The following is a 16263-nucleotide window of genomic DNA, read 5'->3' on the forward strand; positions in this document are numbered from 1 at the left end:
ATAAACAATTGTATGTTTATATTCCATAGTTAGGTTGCGAATAGTGGATAACACTAACTTAATGCTCGCTAAGCTCAGGATACGCTAATACTGAGAGCTGTAATAAATCATGTTAATGTAAGAAGCATGTATGAGAACAAGGCTCCATTTTTCAATAGGTCGTTGCTCTATAATCTACAGGTTTTATCTCGATACACAGTGCTGTGCTTCAGGCTCTGTCATCGATTGCAGCTTGTATGAAATCAATAGGTAAAAAGAATGTTTACAGGAATAGTTCAGGGTACGGCTAAGGTCGTTAAAATTGATAAAAAAGAACGCTTTCAAACGCATGTTGTCGAGTTAAGCGATGAGCTTTGTAAAGGATTAGAAATAGGGGCATCTGCCGCTCACAATGGCTGCTGCCTGACCGTGACCAATATAAATGGCAACCTTATCAGCTTTGATTTAATGCAAGCGACATTGGCTCTCACCAACTTAGGCGAGCTAGTTGAAGGTGACAGCGTAAACATTGAGCGAGCTGCCAAGTTTGGTGATGAAATTGGCGGACACAGCATGTCTGGCCATATTAGTTTGATGGCTGATATTGTCGAGATCATCGATACGCCTAATAACCGCACGATTTGGTTCCAACTGCCGCAAGAATCAATGAAATATGTATTAGCGAAAGGTTATATCGGCTTGGATGGTTGTTCTTTGACGATTGGTGAGGTTGAAGCGTGTCGTTTTTCAGTACACCTAATTCCAGAAACCTTGCAACGAACACTCTTTGGAGTAAGACAAGTAGGGGACCGCGTTAATATTGAGTTTGACCCTCAGACTCAAGCCATAGTTGATACTGTTGAGCGAGTTCTCGCAGCAAAACAGCTTTAGAATGATAAAAAGGAGCCAAGCGCTCCTTTTTAATTCAAGTGACTTTGTGTTTCCAACGCTTACATGCTCGAGTTGTTATTCGTAATTGTCATCGATAAACAGTTCGACTTTATCTTGCAGCTCATCTACTCGCATATTTAAGTGAATGGCATGGCAACAAGCTGGGCAATCATCATAAAACTCTTGGTCACCATTACTTGCATCTAGTGTAATGCCGATTGAATGTCCACAATGGGGGCATTTGACATGCCTTTCGGTATAATTTTTCATACAACAACTCCTAATATCGCAGGGCTTTTAAACACTCTATTCTTTAAGGAAGTACAGCCCTTCACTTACTTTGCCTACAAGGAAAATAGGCACAATCCAAAGTTAAGTCTCCTTTGATATTAGGTGGAGTTGTTGCTAATTGAGTCGAAATAAGTATAAAACTTGACCCCAAACTCAACCTTGAGCTTAGGGGCATTTTCTGTAGTGATGTGCCTCGAGGTTTTACATCTTGAAATATGTAGTGGCTTCCAAATTAATAAGAAATAATTTTATTAATAACTTGTTGAGCCTGCTCCAAGTAATGGCCGCCAAATAAATTGCAATGGTTGAGAACATGGTAAAGGTTATAGATATCTTTACGCTCTTGATAACCAGCAGAAAGTGGCATAACAGATTCATAACCTTGATAAAATTCCGGTTGAAATCCACCAAAAAGCTCAGTCATCGCAATATCACACTCCCTGTCACCCCAGTAGCAGGCGGGGTCGTAACAGATAGGGCCACATGCCGTGAGAGCCGCATTCCCATTCCATAAATCGCCATGCAGCAAGGAAGGCTCTGGAGCATGGTTTGCTAGCAGTTGTTTTACGACATCTATAAAGTCGTCGATATCAACTAAAGTGACGCCTTTTTCTTTAAGAAGTTGTAATTGCCATCCTATGCGTTGTTCAGCAAAGAAGACACACCACTTCTTGTGCCACTTATTGGGTTGTAGAGTGGATCCGAGATAGTTATCCGTATCAAAACCAAATTCCTTTTGCTCGCCCCATTGATGAAGGTGAGCTAATTGCTGTCCTAATTTAAAGCTGTTTGGGCCATCTTCTAATGGCTTTGTTGGAAGGTAGTTAAGAATTAGGAATGAGGCGTTTTTGGTTTTACCAACCAATACAACCTCTGGAACAAATAGGGTAGATGTCTCGCGCAAAAGATGCAGACTTTCTGCCTCAACTTCAAACTTAGACAAAAACTCGCGATCGTTAATTTTCACGAAATAGCGCTGTTCGCCGTCATTGATCATGTAGCTTTCACTGATATCCCCACCAGACAGTCTTACTTTTTCCGTGATCTGGTACTCGAATAATAAAGTATCAGAAAGCTGTTGCGATATTGCTTGCCACATACAAAACCTCGCGAATCTATTTGACCACCAACAGTTTAGGATAAAAAGCAAGGTGTTGGCGCTACGTTGAGCATACTTCGTAAAGAAACCTTCCTCTCAGTGTAGTCAATTTGTATAAATGTGAATCAAATCGCTTATAAGCCTCTGATTTATCGGCATAGCATATGGAGATGAACGTATACAACAGGTATTATTATTTTTTTGACGTTAGTTCCATTGGTGACATGAAAATACTGATATGTGATGACTCAGCGGTTGCAAGAAAGCTCATTGCGCGCTCCATCGTACAAGATACATCATTGCACCTGATCGAAGCTCAAGATGGGTATGAGGCGCTAAATATTCTTGCGGAGCAAAATATCGATATTTTGTTTCTCGATTTAACGATGCCGATCATGGACGGTTTTGAAGTCCTCGAGTCATTACCTGTTAGTCACTACCAGACTAAAATCGTCATTATTTCTGGAGATGTTCAACAAGAGGCAAAACAGCGCTGCATAGAGCTCGGTGCTCAAGCTTTTATCGCTAAGCCTCTGACAGAAGAGCAGGTGATACCGCTCTATGAACAATTGGGGCTGCACTATGCGTTCAAGCCTAGCTATTCGATTGATCCTAAAATCCAGATTTGCGAGGAGTTCTCCTCATTAGCCAAATTCCGCGAGATTGCAAACATTGCCCTTGGTAAAGGGGCTGCGATTATGGCAGACCACTTACACGAGTTCATCCAACTTCCTGTTCCACATGTTGGTCCGTTATCCTATGGCGAACTTCATATGACGCTTGTCGACGTTGTTGGGCGTGATGGCTCCGTCGCGGTTGCGCAGAGGTTTGTTGGTGGCGGTATTCATGGTGAAGCTCTGGTGTGTTTACGTGGTAGAGACATCAATCAAATTGGTGAGAAGTTAGGCTATCTGCTTGAGTTTACACCTCATAATGAAATCATTTTGAATATCTCGAACTTACTGGTTTCTTCATTTCTCACATCGTTAGGGGATCAGCTCGACAAGCAATTCTCACTTCGTCAGCCAGGCATTGTGGATACGTTAACGCCTTACTGTGAAGAGCAGGGTGAATTAGGTGAGCTGTTTACTATCGAATACACCTACATGGCAGAAGCGCTCGATTTTGAGTGTGAGGTACTGTTTTTAATTGATAAACCATCCGTAGAAATTATTTATGAAATCATGGAGCTAATCTAATGTCCGATATTACGCTGGACATAGCAGACTTTCATTGGGTCACACAAATTCTCGATACGATGGATTCAGGGCTTATCGTGTTGGATCAAGAGTATAAGGTCTGTGTGTGGAACAGTTTTATGCAGTCATACAGTGGCGTTCTGTCACAAGAAATCCTTGGCCAATGTTTATTTGATCATTTTGAAGAATTGCCAAAAACTTGGCTAGAAACCAAGATAAAAACCGCCGCCGATCTGGAAACTCGTTCCTTCTCTAGCTGGGAAAACCGACCGTACCTTTTTAAATTCAACAATTTTTCTCCGGTTTCAAACAGCAGTGATTTCATGTATCAAGACATCGTAATCACCCCGTTAATCGGGCTCTCAGGAGAGGTCAGCCACATTGCTATTCAAGTGAATGATGTCTCTGAAACGGCAAGAAATCGCATTCATTTGAAAGAAACAAATCAACATTTGTCTGAAATCAGTCGCAAAGATGGTTTAACAGGTTTATTTAATCGTGCTTATTGGGAGCAATCGCTGAAAGAAGAGTTTGCTCACCTAAAAGTTATCGACGGACCATGCTCATTAGTAATATTTGATATCGACCACTTTAAAAAAGTGAATGATACCTATGGTCACCCGACGGGAGATGAAGTCATTCGTCGTACTTCTTCGTTATTAAGAAAGACAGCAAGAAGCAGTGATGTGTGCGGTCGTTTTGGTGGAGAAGAGTTTACGGTATTGCTTCCTCATACGAATCAAGAACAAGCTTGCTATTTCGCGGAGCGTTTACGTAAAAGAATTGAGCAAGAGATCGTGAAAGTGGAAGATTTTTTGATTAATTACACGATAAGTATTGGTGTTTGCGAGTATAAACCTTATTTTGAAACTCACACTCAATGGTTAAAGAGTGCCGATGCTGCGTTGTATCGTGCAAAAGAAAACGGTCGTAACCAAACTTGTTTGCATGAAAATGACTGAAATACAAAAAGGTTTGAAGAAACCCTGTATCCGAACGCAGTGAGGCAAAGCGCAATTGTTTGAAAAACATCCAGTTGGTTCGTGAATGTTTGTTAATATGAAATAAGTTAATGAAATTTTCTCGGCATGTCTTACTATTGAAACTATTCCGCTTTCAGCTTCGAAGGCTTGCAATAAACGGAGAAAAACAGTGGTTTTAGAAACCGATGGATATCTCGCTCTTATCGAGCACTTGTCGCTAAATCTAGATATTTTCACGACTGAAATTGGCGACACTGGATCCGAAAGCATCGAAGATGTCGTCACCGATATGGTGGCTTCAAACATCATGGCGATCTTTGAGCAAAACCCAGAGCTTCACTCAAGCGTACGCTTCAAATTACTAAAAGAGGCGGATGCGGTTGTTGAAGATCTTGGCGAGATATTGGCTGGTGTATGGCATAAAAAAGCGACTAATGAACAGATCACGTTCCTTGATGAATACATCGCTTTGGTTAAAAACCTATTCGATACTGCCGTTGCTACTTACGATTGATATTGTTTGATACCAGTCATCTCCAATTCTAAAAGCAAGAAGAGTTACATTGTAACTCTTCTTACTTGCCAAAACTTAGATGCCCAGTATGGGTTGTCGATTCTTGAAATGATCACACCTTTAGACGTTGACGCATGCATGAACTGCTTGTTACCCAAGTAAATCCCTACATGATAGGTCGTCCGTCTTGTCTTAAAAAACACCAAATCTCCTTGTTTGGCGTCCGTCCAATGTAATTCCACACCTTGTTTCGATTGTTGTCTCGTTGTCCTGGGTAACGATAGCTGATAAGCCTCAACAAAGGCTTTTTGCACAAATGCCGAGCAATCAATACCAGATTTTTGTGTGCCGCCTAAGCGATAAGGTGTGCCATGCCATTCTGTATAAAACTGGAACAAGTCAGGGTTATTGTCCAATAACTGATTTGTAGGTGTTGTCACTTGCACTTGCTCGCTAGGTTCAGGCCCAGAAGAGCAGGCGCTTAGTAGCACACTGATTATCAAAGGAAAATATACTCGACGCAAATCACCACCTGTCATCTCTACGACTCACAACTGAAATATTAGTGTCATAACCAATCCATAGTATGGGCTGCAAATCACGGTTTTGTCTCACAAATGTGACGGAATCACTGCAAAACCGATTCAACCTTAAGAAAGAATAAAAATTGATTATGGCAAAGCGAAAACGCTCACGCACATCACTTTCACTGATTCAGGCTGTTAGTGCAACATTTTTAACTATCATAGCTCTTGTTATAGCCCTTTCTGTCTCAAGTTTCAAAGGAATGGAACAGGTAGGAGAGCAATTTGAAGACTTGTCGCAAAAAGCGTTACCAATCGCGATGGCGAACGCAAAGTTAACCAGGAATGTATTGGAGATGGTTAAGCTACTCAACCATGGTATGCAAATTGCTGAGCCAAAAGAGTTGCCTCTAATAAAAGAGCAAATCGATTCACTTGCGACTCAAAGTAAAAGTTTGGTTGGAGAAGCTTCTGGTGTTGCTGAGCAACTCTCTGAGGAGTTAGATACAAATTTAGCGCGTTTACATAACATCACGCAGTCCATTTTACTGAAGCAATCTTCAGTGATAAAAATTCAAATGGATATTGATGCAGGAGTTGGTGGGTTCCGCTATGGACTCAGCTCTATCGGCCCGGAAATGAATCGAATCAGCTCGTTTCTTAGTGCCGAAAATCCTGAATCGAGTGATGCCGCCAACCGATTTATTGCCTCAGCGAGCTCAATGGAAAGCACGTTCTTAGTAATGATGATGCATTCTGAGCTGAGCAAAGCCGAAAAAGAATACCGAGAAATGCGTAACCGTATTGCAGGTATTAATCTCGCCTATGAAGATTTCCAGTCTTTACATCCAGAAGTAAGCGAATACGCAAGCCTAACGGCACCGTACGAGATGGTGAAGCAAGGCTTTAGTGAAAAGGGCGTGCTGCGTTTGATCCTCGCCAAACTAGAACAAGGGGAACTGCAACGTTCAGAGTTTAAACAGGCTTCGATTCTTGCGGATGAAACCATGCAGTTACTTGATCAAATCTCCCAAACCGCTGGTCAGTTGATCGATGAAAAAGAGCGGGTGGTCAATGAGACCATTGAGTCAGTGAGTGTTATGATCGTTTTTGCTGCGTGTGTGATTTCTTTCATTATTCTGATCACTTGGTTCAGTCTGAAGTCATGGACAAACCGAGGGTTAAGAAATGTACTAACGCGTCTTTCAGCACTTACCGAGCATGACTTCCGTGACAATGCACAAGAGGTTGGTCCTTATGAACTAAAAGAAGTGGCACGAAAACTAAACCAAGTGATTGATTCAACAAACAACTCTATCCAAACAGTTACACGTAACTGTGAGACGCTTTATCAGACGGCCGAAGTAAGCCACAGTGCAGCTGAACAAACGAGCGATGGGTTGACGACACAAAATGAAGCGTTGGCGAGCATGATCACGACCATTACGCAACTTGAAGCCTCCATTCGTGAAATAGCAACAGTGACAAATGCCTCGTCACAGGACTCGATGCTTGCTACCAAGCACACTGAAAAAGGCGTTCAAGTTGTGGAACAAAACCGTGAACGTTTGGAATCACTTGAAAGCTCTTTGGACATGAATGAGCAATCTATGTTAGAGCTAAACCAGCGTGTTAAGCAGATTCGTGAAATGGTCGATATGATCAGTGGTATTGCTGACAACACAAACTTGCTTGCTCTCAACGCAGCAATCGAAGCCGCTCGAGCTGGTGAACAAGGGCGTGGGTTTGCAGTTGTCGCGGATGAAGTCCGCAAACTAGCAAGTGATACTTCTCAACAAACAACGAACATCCGAGCAATGATGAGTGAGCTTATTACCGCAGCAGAGCGTTCGCGCCAAGCGGTAAGTGATTCAAGAGAAGAAATGGCCCATGCGCTGCAGTCCAGCAATGAAGTGAAATCAACATTCTCGGATATCAACCTTGCGGTTAAACACATTCAAGAACGTGTTGAGCAAATCTCAGTTGCTACAGAAGAACAAGAACGTGCGACGGCGGACGTGTCTCAATCCATCAATAATATTTCCGAGCTTGGAGAGCGTACAAAGTTACAACTTGAATCCATGGTAGAGAGCTCTGAACAAGTGGCAGAAATTGCAGGGCATCAACAAGCGATGTTGCATAAATACGAGCTACATCAGTCCGCATAAGTGACATGTTTTCATCTTCTAAAAGCAGAACTTCGGTTCTGCTTTTTTGTTGCTTCTACTCATCCTCTCATTGCTATTCAAATCGCAAAAGTGAGTTATATCGCATCTTGCTCATTTCTTAAGGGCTGAGTTATCACTACGTGGTGTTAATGCTATCTCGGTGAAACAAGATGGCTAGAATGTTGTCCGAACTCAAAGGAATGGATAATGCAACTTCATGCGATTCCTTTATATCCAGAACAAGCCAAAGCTTTCTGCTTAAACAACGAGGAGTGGTTTTGTGATCGATAAAGTTTGTCCCGTCGTTCTGCGTAAGCAAAATCAAGAGTTCTTACTTTTTAAACATCCGTTGGCGGGTATTCAGCTCGTCAAGGGCACTGTTGAGACGTTTGATGAAAGTTACATCACGGCTGCAAAGCGGGAGCTCGCTGAAGAATCTGGAATTACGCACGTTATCTCCGCTCGGTATTTATGCTCCTGGGACAGTGGCTTTCAAAATCAAGTATGGCACTTTGTTTTGTGCGAGTGTGCTGATCTAGCGGATTCATGGACGTTTCATACGCAAGACGATGGCGGACATGATTTTGCGTTCTTTTGGCACGATATAGGGAGCGATATTTCCTCACAAGCGCATACCGTTTTTCAGAACGCACTGGAAAAAGTTCGAAAACTGATAGACCAAGGAGTGGTGTAAGTGAAGTTGCGAGTTGGAGGTTTAACAAAGACGAATTTGTTAAAGCGCCTGAGTCAAATGGGTGTTCAAGTGAATCCCTTCGCCCAACAACTATTCGATGATGACAAAGTCGAGTGCGCAGATGAGATTCAATCGTTCTGTTTAACGATAAAAACACCGTCTGACTTCGGACTTTATTTTGGCGCGACCCTTGGAGAAATGATTGAAGCGGCGTCGACACAAAATCTATCACCTTGCCCTTTAGTTGTTGCGCCATACCTCCGTTTACAAGAAATTGACTTGGCGAAGGGAGAGTACCTTACTGTGGTGTCTTCCCCGCTTTCGAATGACAAAGCTTATCCACGTGGTTTGTATCTACGGGATCTCGACGACGGATTCTGGCTACGAGGCTTTAGATGTTCGGAAGATTGTATCTTTCCGCCGTCGAAAAAATTTGTTTTTGTGTCTGAGATCGCGAAGGAGTGTTGAGTGTGACATATCTTTATCATCGCGAGCCCGACAACCTTTCTCACCTAATCTCGAGGGAAAACTAGCGGATTTGAGCGAAATGCCAAAGCTAACACTATGCTTCTATCAGGAGCGAATAAATTTCTTTCGCACGCCTCACGTACTGTTTAAAGGCACTATCGATCTCAAAAATGGCTATGAGATTACAAATGTTTAACTGACTTCTATATGCTTTGCGCATTCATTCAGATAAGGAAACGATAATGGATAAATTCGTCGTGTTTCTCTTATGCCTTTTTATGACAGTTGGCGGTGTGGTTCATCTTTATGACAACATTGCTAACGGTTTTTTGCCTTATGATTTTGCGCCACGCTGGTTGAATATTTATTGGAGCTCATTGGGGCTGTTAGACTTACTAGCGGTATATCTATTGGTGAAGCACCGTCGTTCCGGATTAGTGCTTATGCTATTGATTCTGACGACCAATGTTATTTTTAGCTCGCACGCTCACTATACATTAGAGATATTGGACAACAATGCCGCACTTCAAATGAAAACACTCTTCTTAGGTTTTTCATTCGGCGTATCTATCTGGTTATGGAACGCGCGTAAACATCGACAATCACGCCAGATATTTCGTTAACTTTCACTTTTCATCACTCAATTAAGGATAGTAAACAGGGATTCGTTATGAACGATTTTAAAGACTTGGCCAGTTTCGCTGGTTTCAGCGTACTGACAGGTTTAAGCTTTGGTACCACTTTCTTCAGTCTGGCTTTTCTATACAGCTCAATAGAAGCACAACAAGCAATGAATACTAATGCTTTGGTGTGCACGGTGCTTGGTGTGGTTGGTTTATTTGTTGGTATTACTCAGTTAAACAAAAAACGTCAACTAACGGAGAGTGAATCCATTAGCTAGCATCGTAATTTAGGTTTAGTCTATTCGCTTTGTTTACGCACTTCATCCACAAAAACTTTTCTTCAACTGTTGCGTCTTCTTCGGTTATAGCGAAAAGGTTGCGTTAACAGCTTGTCTAATCGTTGTTCTGCTTCATTCCTAATTTCCGGTATACCAATTACGACATCATCATGGCCAAGCTCAGGTTGAGCTCGATATGTCCCAAAAAGTCGATCCCAAACAGAAAGGAAGAAACCGAAATTCGAGTTGGTTTCTTTTGCTATCACGGAATGATGAACGCGATGCATGTCTGGCGTCACTATGACGTTTCGCAGTTTCTGATCCGCTGATAAAGCCAGTTTTGCATTACTGTGATTAAACATCGCACTGGCATTGAGCACTATTTCGAATACCACGATAGCGATAGGAGAAACGCCTAAGATAAATACAGTGGCAATTTTGACACCCATCGAGATGATGATTTCGATGGGATGAAAACGTGCGCCAGTAGTGACATCAATGTCGAGATCGGCATGGTGCATTCGATGAAGCTTCCACAGTGGCTTTACATAGTGAAAGACCACATGCTGAACGTAAATGACGAAATCAAGCAGAATAACCGCTAGAAGCACGTTTAACCAAGCGGGCAGGGAGAGCAAATTAAATAGTCCCCATTGTTGCTCCTGAGCGATAATTGCAGCTTGAAAGGCGGCGATAGGCATGACTAACGCAACAATCAAGCTATTCACAGCAACCAGTGATAAGTTATTGACCCAGCGAAACCCACGTGAAGCGGTAAGTGTTTTTCTCGGCAGTTTGTTTTCCCAAAGGGCACAAAGTAATAATACGCCGAGAAAAAAGCCTAATCTTATCCACGAGGGATCTTGAAACGTCGTTTCTGTCACTGTCACTGTCACTGTCATTTCCTTATTTATTACTTTATCTATGACCGAGGTAAGGGTGAAATTATTTCAACAAACAGTAAGGTGCGTTGAAGGGCTTATCTTGAGGCGAAACCATTTCAACAAACAGTAAGGTGCGTTGAAGGGCTTATCTTGAGGCGAAACCATAATGTCAGTAGAATCGCGCTCTACTTTTTACTTGGCATTACTTACCATGAGAATTCACGCTTTCCACCGTTTATATCAGTACCGACAATCTATCTCAACCAAGCCCTTCAACGCGCGTGGATGTAAAGTGGTTCGTTGCCAATATTGCCAGGTTTCTGAGCAACACTGTTTGTGCGATCTTCAGCCAAACATCAAGGCTAATATTGCATGTATGTTGATTGTTTCTGAAAACGAAGTATTTAAGCCAAGTAATACCGGTCGTCTAATTGCTGATACGATTCAAGAGACTTACGTTTATCAATGGAACCGAACAGAACCGTCTGAGGAGATGCTGGAGCTACTACAGGATGACAACTACCAACCAGTGATTGTATTTCCTGCAGACTATGTGGATGACCCATCTCGTTTAATTGAAGATCTGGAGCCTGCGCGATTAGTAAACGAAGAGGCTCAGAACAAAAAATGGTTGCTGATCTTTATTGATGGTAGCTGGCGTGAGGCACGAAAAATTTTCCGTCGCTCTGAGTTTTTACAGTCTCTACCAGTTTTATCTATCGAGCCGGAGTGTTTATCAGAATACATCATGCGCCGTTCTGAGAACGAGCAGCATCTTTCGACCGCCGAAGTTGCGACTTTAGTTTTGAAACAAGCCGGTGAGAACAAAGCATCGGAATGCCTTCAATTGTGGTTTGAAGCCTTTAGAGAAACCTACATGTTGACCAAGACCCGAGTCAAAAACGATCCCAACCGACCGCATTTAAAACGTTTCAAAGAGTGGGTGAAAACCGAGAGCTGACTCTAAGGAATGAACTTTTGTTGATGGCATGTTGTTCAACTGGCTGCGGTGAGGGTATAAATCTGCATTCGGTCACGGTTTGCAGGCGTACAGATATGGATAATGCCACTAGTTTATACTTTTGACTCCAGCCATTTTTGGAGTCGTTTAAGCATTTTTTAGGAGAGAAATACATGTATTACGGCTTTGATGTCGGTGGCACTAAAATTGAATTTGGTGCATTTAACGAGAAGCTTGAGCGTGTAGCGACGGAACGTGTACCTACACCAACAGACAACTACGAGCTGCTGGTTGATACCATTGCGGAATTGGTTAACAAATACGATGCAGAGTTTGGCTGCGAAGGTACGATTGGTCTTGGCCTACCAGGTATGGAAGACGCCGATGATGCAACTGTACTAACAGTTAACGTTCCTGCGGCAAAAGGCAAACCACTTCGTGCTGATCTGGAAGCTAAAATCGGTCGCAGCGTAAAAATTGAAAACGATGCAAACTGTTTTGCGCTATCAGAAGCATGGGACGAAGAGCTTCAAGATGAGCCTTCCGTACTTGGTTTGATCCTAGGTACTGGCTTTGGTGGCGGTTTTATCTACGATGGTAAAGTTTTCTCTGGCCGTAACCACGTAGCAGGTGAGGTGGGCCATACTCGTTTACCTATCGATGCTTGGTTCCACTTAGGCGAAAACGCACCTCTGTTGGGGTGTGGTTGTGACAAGAAGGGGTGTTTAGACAGTTACCTTTCTGGTCGAGGCTTCGAGCTTCTGTATGCCCATTACTACGGTGAAGAGAAGAAAGCGATCGACATCATTAAAGCGCACGCAGAAGGTGAAGCGAAAGCCGTCGAGCACGTTGAGCGTTTTATGGAGTTGCTGGCTATCTGTTTTGCAAACATCTTTACAGCGACTGACCCACATGTTGTTGTGCTGGGTGGTGGTCTTTCAAACTTCGAATTGATTTATGAAGAGATGCCAAAACGCATCCCTAAACACTTATTGTCTGTGGCTAAGTGTCCTAAGATCATCAAAGCAAAACACGGTGATTCAGGCGGTGTACGCGGTGCTGCGTTCCTAAACATCAAGTAGTGACTGAAACCTTACTCGATATAAAGTAAGAAGAAATCTAAAGCCCCGTTTAGACCATCAAGGTAAAACGGGGCTTTTTACTTATATATCGAAGTAACTCATATACCCAAGTAACTTCTATATGCTGGGTATAGAGCACGAACAAAAATAGCATGCATAAAAAAACTCGCGACGAATCGCGAGTTTTCTGTTTACAGCTAAGCTTATTTGTTCTTTTTGCCTACGCCTAGGTTTTCTTTTTGAGCTAGGGTGATTTTACTAAAGCCTAATTTTCTGAAGTAGTTATCGCGGTAGTTTCGCACCGCTTTAGTGTCAGACACTGCTTCAATTTGTTGCTCCATCTTTAGGAACTCAGTGATATCGATACCTTCTGCTTCTGCAACCGCTTCTTGAATGTTGCGGTGCTGCTGGTATGAGAACGTCAGTTCTTTGTCTTGGTCTTTGTAAGTGTAAAGAATGGTGCGAGCCATAGCTGTCTCTCTGAAAAGGTTTCTGTATTAAACAAAAAGGCCAGACTCGCTGACCTTTGAATTTCTAGTTTGGGCTAGATTCTGCCTTGAAGTGGGATAATTGTCACGCTTTCTCCCGCTTTTACTGTATCAATAGCTGGGGAGATTTCGATTAAACAGTTTGCTTCACTCATTGAGCGCAAAATACCAGAGCCTTGCTTGCCTGTTGTACGAACGGTTAAACGGCCAGTGTCATCCAGTTCATAGATTCCTCGACTAAACTCGGTACGACCTTGTCGAGAGCGAAGATTCTCAGTTGCGATGGCATTCACTTTCAGAGGCTTCCAGCCTTGTTCGCCTTGCATCTTACGCAGTGCAGGCTCAACAAAATTAATGAAAGAGACCATCACGGCAACAGGGTTGCCCGGCAGACCAAAGAACGGCTTGTTGTTGATTTGACCAAACGCGAGTGGACGTCCCGGACGCATGTTGATTCGCCAAAAATCGATTTGACCAAGTTTATCCAAGGCAAGTTTGATGTAATCCGCACCACCAACGGATACGCCACCAGAAGTCATAACCACGTCCGCTTGCGCCGATGCGTTTTCCAACGCTTCAATCATTAACTGTTCGTTGTCTTCCAGAATACCGAAATCCAAGATCTCGCAGCCGAGCTTTTCAAGCATGCCCATGATGGTAAAACGGTTGGAATCGTAGATAGAATTCGCTTTTTGCTCTGTTCCCGGCGCTTGTACTTCGTCACCGGTGGAGAACACGGCAACTTTCAATTTGCGGAACACATTCGCTTCACCAAAACCGAGAGAAGCGATCATGCCCATTTCTGGAGAGGCTAGGCGAGTGCCTGCGGTAAAGACGTCACTGCCGATAGCGAGATCTTCACCTGCTTGACGAACGTTTTGGCCTGCTTTGATATTCGCACCATTAAAAGTGACCTTGTCACCTTCTTGAGAGGCTTGCTCACGCATGACCACTGTGTCGCCGTTAAGTGGTGTTGGTGCGCCGGTCATGATCTTCACCGCTTGACCAACTTCCAGAGGCTGATCGTAAGCATGGCCCGCCATCACTTCAGCAACCACTTGGTAGCTATCGCGCTCAATATCATCACTGCGGATGGCATAACCGTCCATCGCGGAGTTGGTGTATTGCGGCACACTTACTGGTGAAATGATATGTTCCGCGAGAACGCGGCCATAGGCGTTTTCAATCTTGCATGCTTCTATTTCCGAAACCGTGTTCACCAAAGAAAGGATTTTTTCTTGGCCTTGAACCACAGAAAGGAAAGCAGGAGAAAGTGTGTCGCAACATGCGGCGTCTTTCTCTTTAGATTTTGGTGCTTTTGCATCTTGAACGTATTGGAGAACAAATTGAGCGATGGCATTCAAATCATTGATGTTCATTTGTGGCAGTTCAGAGTCCAACTCCGCACTGTCGGAAGCGATAGCAATGATGTTTTCATCGTGAGGGTAAAGCCAAGGCTTACCCACTTCTTCACGGTGCAATTCAATTTTAGGAAACGCGATGTTTTTACAGCCTTCGACCAAAACTACATCGAGGTTGTCTTCATCAAAACGTGTTAATAGGTATTCAAACTCTGCTTCGGCTTCTGGCGTTTCTGTCATTAACGCAAAACGGTTGCGAGAAGCAATCAGCATTTGAGACGCGCCAGCTTTGCGTAAACGGTAGCTGTCTTTACCCGGCTTATCGACATCGAAGTTGTGGTGCGCATGTTTTAGCATGCCAATGCGTAAACCTGCTTCAGTCAGCTTTGGCAATAGCGCTTCAAGTAGCGTGGTTTTGCCTGTGCCTGAATAAGCTGCAAAACCAAGAATAGGAATATTTAGCGTGTGTTTCATGATTCTAATTGTCCAAATTGCGCCAGTTCTTCCGGAGTGTTCAAGTTGACGAAACAGTTTGGTGAGTCGCTAAAGTCAACGTAACTGGTGTTGCACTCTTTGTAGAGCAGAATGATTTTTCGGTCGCCACGTTCTAAAAATGCGGTGAGTTTTGGCAGTACGCGCTTGTGGTAGAGCGTAAAAACAGGTTGCTGATGGTCACCATCATGAGCGACCAAAATATCACTGTCTTCTTTGGCGGCTTGGCAGAAACGCTCGACAAGGTCGGTGTTAATTTGTGGGCTATCGCAAGGTACAAATCCAACCCAGTCAGTTTCAGCATGCATCAAACCCGCGTGAATACCGCCCATAGGTCCAGGGAAATCTTTGAATTGATCACTAAATACGAAACCAAATTTGCTGTACGCATCTTGGTTTCGGTTGGCATTAATTAAAATGCGTGGTGTTTGTGGAGATAAACGTTCAATAACGTGTTCGATGAGTGGCTTCTGATTTAATTCAATCAGACCTTTATCTTTTCCACCCATACGGCTGGCTTGGCCACCAGCCAAAATGACCCAACTAGTTTGTGTTGGTTGAAGCATATGCATTCTCTTGGGATGTTTCTTTTGGTATGACATACAACAGAGGAGACTCTATCAAAGTCTTGTCTTTAATCCACCACTGTTTTTTACATAAGTCGGTCAGTGCGTTGGTTTGATGGCTTGTCACCACAATACTGGAACCACGATCCAAAAGATCTTTCGCCATCACCACCAATCGTTCAATGGATTCTTGGTCTAAAGACGCACTTGGCTCATCCATCAATAAAATCGACGGTTTTAAGATCCAAGCCCTTGCCATGGCAACGCGCTGTTTTTCACCGCCGGACAACACGGAAATATGTTCGTCCGCTAAGGTTTCTAAACCTACCATGCGCAGCGCGTGAATAACTTGAGCTCGCTTATCTTTTGGTGTGTCTTGTTGATATTTCACTCCATAAACTACGTTCTCATATACAGTGCCGTCAAAAAGGTAAGGAGATTGATGGAGATAAATCACATCGACACGACCATTGCGACGCGTCAGTCTTTTCAGCCACGTATCTTTTGGCGCAACCACGTCGCCAGTAGAGGGTTTGAGCAAGCCGGCAAGGATTTTGAGTAGGGTAGTTTTGCCCACACCATTGTCACCCTTGAGATAAATGGCATCATTTGGGCCGATGGCTAACTCAGGGATGTGGAAAAGCACACGCTCTTTAAAGCGCATGGATAACTGCTCGGCGGTGATTTTTATAGTCATAATGCGCCTCTACATGGGGTT

19 protein-coding genes are annotated in these 16263 nt (G+C 43.3%); 11 read left to right on the forward strand and 8 right to left on the reverse strand.

Annotated features, from left to right (window positions below; all coding sequences use genetic code 11):
* Positions 1-258: 258 nt before the first annotated feature.
* Positions 259-870: a riboflavin synthase subunit alpha gene (locus tag MTR11_RS07885; protein ID WP_243327262.1), complete on the forward strand. Its 612-nt coding sequence runs from the start codon at positions 259-261 to the stop codon at positions 868-870.
* 75 nt (positions 871-945) lie between these two features.
* Here MTR11_RS07885 and MTR11_RS07890 read toward each other — a convergent pair whose 3' ends face one another.
* The gene (locus MTR11_RS07890) at positions 946-1140 is read right to left on the reverse strand and encodes a CPXCG motif-containing cysteine-rich protein (protein ID WP_005396219.1); all 195 of its coding nucleotides are present in this window, start codon (positions 1138-1140) and stop codon (positions 946-948) included.
* 253 nt (positions 1141-1393) lie between these two features.
* A complete protein-coding gene (locus tag MTR11_RS07895; protein ID WP_005396217.1) occupies positions 1394-2260 on the reverse strand; it encodes a fructosamine kinase family protein in 867 nt (288 codons plus the stop codon).
* A gap of 224 nt (positions 2261-2484) precedes the next feature.
* Between MTR11_RS07895 and MTR11_RS07900 the strand changes: the two genes are divergently transcribed.
* From MTR11_RS07900 to MTR11_RS07910, 3 genes are all read left to right on the forward strand, one after another.
* Positions 2485-3459: a response regulator gene (locus MTR11_RS07900; RefSeq protein WP_243327263.1), complete on the forward strand. Its 975-nt coding sequence runs from the start codon at positions 2485-2487 to the stop codon at positions 3457-3459.
* Complete coding sequence (locus MTR11_RS07905; protein WP_005396213.1) at positions 3459-4421, forward strand: GGDEF domain-containing protein; 963 nt, start codon at positions 3459-3461, stop codon at positions 4419-4421. Before MTR11_RS07900 ends, MTR11_RS07905 begins: the two co-directional genes overlap by 1 nt.
* 190 nt (positions 4422-4611) lie before the next feature.
* Positions 4612-4956 carry a DUF3802 family protein gene (locus MTR11_RS07910; protein WP_005396212.1) on the forward strand — a complete coding sequence of 115 codons (345 nt, stop codon included), beginning with the start codon at positions 4612-4614 and terminating at the stop codon, positions 4954-4956.
* 44 nt (positions 4957-5000) lie between these two features.
* Here MTR11_RS07910 and MTR11_RS07915 read toward each other — a convergent pair whose 3' ends face one another.
* A complete protein-coding gene (locus MTR11_RS07915; RefSeq protein WP_065646735.1) occupies positions 5001-5495 on the reverse strand; it encodes an NlpC/P60 family protein in 495 nt (164 codons plus the stop codon).
* A 134-nt stretch (positions 5496-5629) separates the two neighbouring features.
* On the opposite strand from MTR11_RS07915, the gene MTR11_RS07920 reads away from it, so the two are divergent.
* The 5 genes from MTR11_RS07920 to MTR11_RS07940 all read left to right on the forward strand — a co-directional run bounded on the left by MTR11_RS07920 (position 5630) and on the right by MTR11_RS07940 (position 9711).
* A complete protein-coding gene (locus tag MTR11_RS07920) occupies positions 5630-7648 on the forward strand; it encodes a methyl-accepting chemotaxis protein (protein WP_243327264.1) in 2019 nt (672 codons plus the stop codon).
* A 280-nt stretch (positions 7649-7928) separates the two neighbouring features.
* Positions 7929-8342: an NUDIX hydrolase gene (locus tag MTR11_RS07925; protein ID WP_243327265.1), complete on the forward strand. Its 414-nt coding sequence runs from the start codon at positions 7929-7931 to the stop codon at positions 8340-8342.
* Positions 8343-8810 carry a hypothetical protein gene (locus tag MTR11_RS07930; RefSeq protein WP_243327266.1) on the forward strand — a complete coding sequence of 156 codons (468 nt, stop codon included), beginning with the start codon at positions 8343-8345 and terminating at the stop codon, positions 8808-8810.
* Positions 8811-9052: 242 nt separating this feature from the next.
* Complete coding sequence (locus tag MTR11_RS07935) at positions 9053-9433, forward strand: hypothetical protein (protein ID WP_005396203.1); 381 nt, start codon at positions 9053-9055, stop codon at positions 9431-9433.
* A 47-nt stretch (positions 9434-9480) separates the two neighbouring features.
* The gene (locus MTR11_RS07940; RefSeq protein ID WP_005396201.1) at positions 9481-9711 is read left to right on the forward strand and encodes a hypothetical protein; all 231 of its coding nucleotides are present in this window, start codon (positions 9481-9483) and stop codon (positions 9709-9711) included.
* A 62-nt stretch (positions 9712-9773) separates the two neighbouring features.
* On the opposite strand, the gene MTR11_RS07945 is transcribed toward MTR11_RS07940, so the two are convergent.
* The gene (locus MTR11_RS07945) at positions 9774-10595 is read right to left on the reverse strand and encodes a sterol desaturase family protein (RefSeq protein WP_012841839.1); all 822 of its coding nucleotides are present in this window, start codon (positions 10593-10595) and stop codon (positions 9774-9776) included.
* Between the two features lie 211 nt (positions 10596-10806).
* On the opposite strand from MTR11_RS07945, the gene MTR11_RS07950 reads away from it, so the two are divergent.
* Positions 10807-11556 carry a tRNA-uridine aminocarboxypropyltransferase gene (locus MTR11_RS07950; protein ID WP_199803930.1) on the forward strand — a complete coding sequence of 250 codons (750 nt, stop codon included), beginning with the start codon at positions 10807-10809 and terminating at the stop codon, positions 11554-11556.
* Between the two features lie 173 nt (positions 11557-11729).
* The gene (nagK, locus tag MTR11_RS07955) at positions 11730-12638 is read left to right on the forward strand and encodes an N-acetylglucosamine kinase (RefSeq protein ID WP_006742573.1); all 909 of its coding nucleotides are present in this window, start codon (positions 11730-11732) and stop codon (positions 12636-12638) included.
* 203 nt (positions 12639-12841) lie between these two features.
* Here nagK and MTR11_RS07960 read toward each other — a convergent pair whose 3' ends face one another.
* From MTR11_RS07960 to MTR11_RS07975, 4 genes are all read right to left on the reverse strand, one after another.
* The gene (locus tag MTR11_RS07960) at positions 12842-13108 is read right to left on the reverse strand and encodes a DUF2960 domain-containing protein (protein WP_005377584.1); all 267 of its coding nucleotides are present in this window, start codon (positions 13106-13108) and stop codon (positions 12842-12844) included.
* A gap of 74 nt (positions 13109-13182) precedes the next feature.
* Positions 13183-14961 (reverse strand): bifunctional molybdopterin-guanine dinucleotide biosynthesis adaptor protein MobB/molybdopterin molybdotransferase MoeA, encoded by a 1779-nt coding sequence (locus tag MTR11_RS07965; RefSeq protein ID WP_243327267.1) that lies wholly within the window; start codon positions 14959-14961, stop codon positions 13183-13185.
* Entirely contained in the window at positions 14958-15545 is a 588-nt protein-coding gene (gene mobA, locus MTR11_RS07970; RefSeq protein WP_025534433.1) for a molybdenum cofactor guanylyltransferase MobA, read from the reverse strand. The genes MTR11_RS07965 and mobA overlap by 4 nt, the downstream gene beginning before the upstream one ends.
* Positions 15523-16242, reverse strand: a complete 720-nt coding sequence (locus MTR11_RS07975) for an energy-coupling factor ABC transporter ATP-binding protein (RefSeq protein ID WP_005396189.1) — start codon at positions 16240-16242, stop codon at positions 15523-15525. Before MTR11_RS07975 ends, mobA begins: the two co-directional genes overlap by 23 nt.
* Positions 16243-16263: the final 21 nt, after the last annotated feature.

The sequence above is a fragment of the Vibrio sp. CCB-PB317 genome, assembly GCF_022808245.1.
Classification (GTDB): domain Bacteria; phylum Pseudomonadota; class Gammaproteobacteria; order Enterobacterales; family Vibrionaceae; genus Vibrio; species Vibrio diabolicus.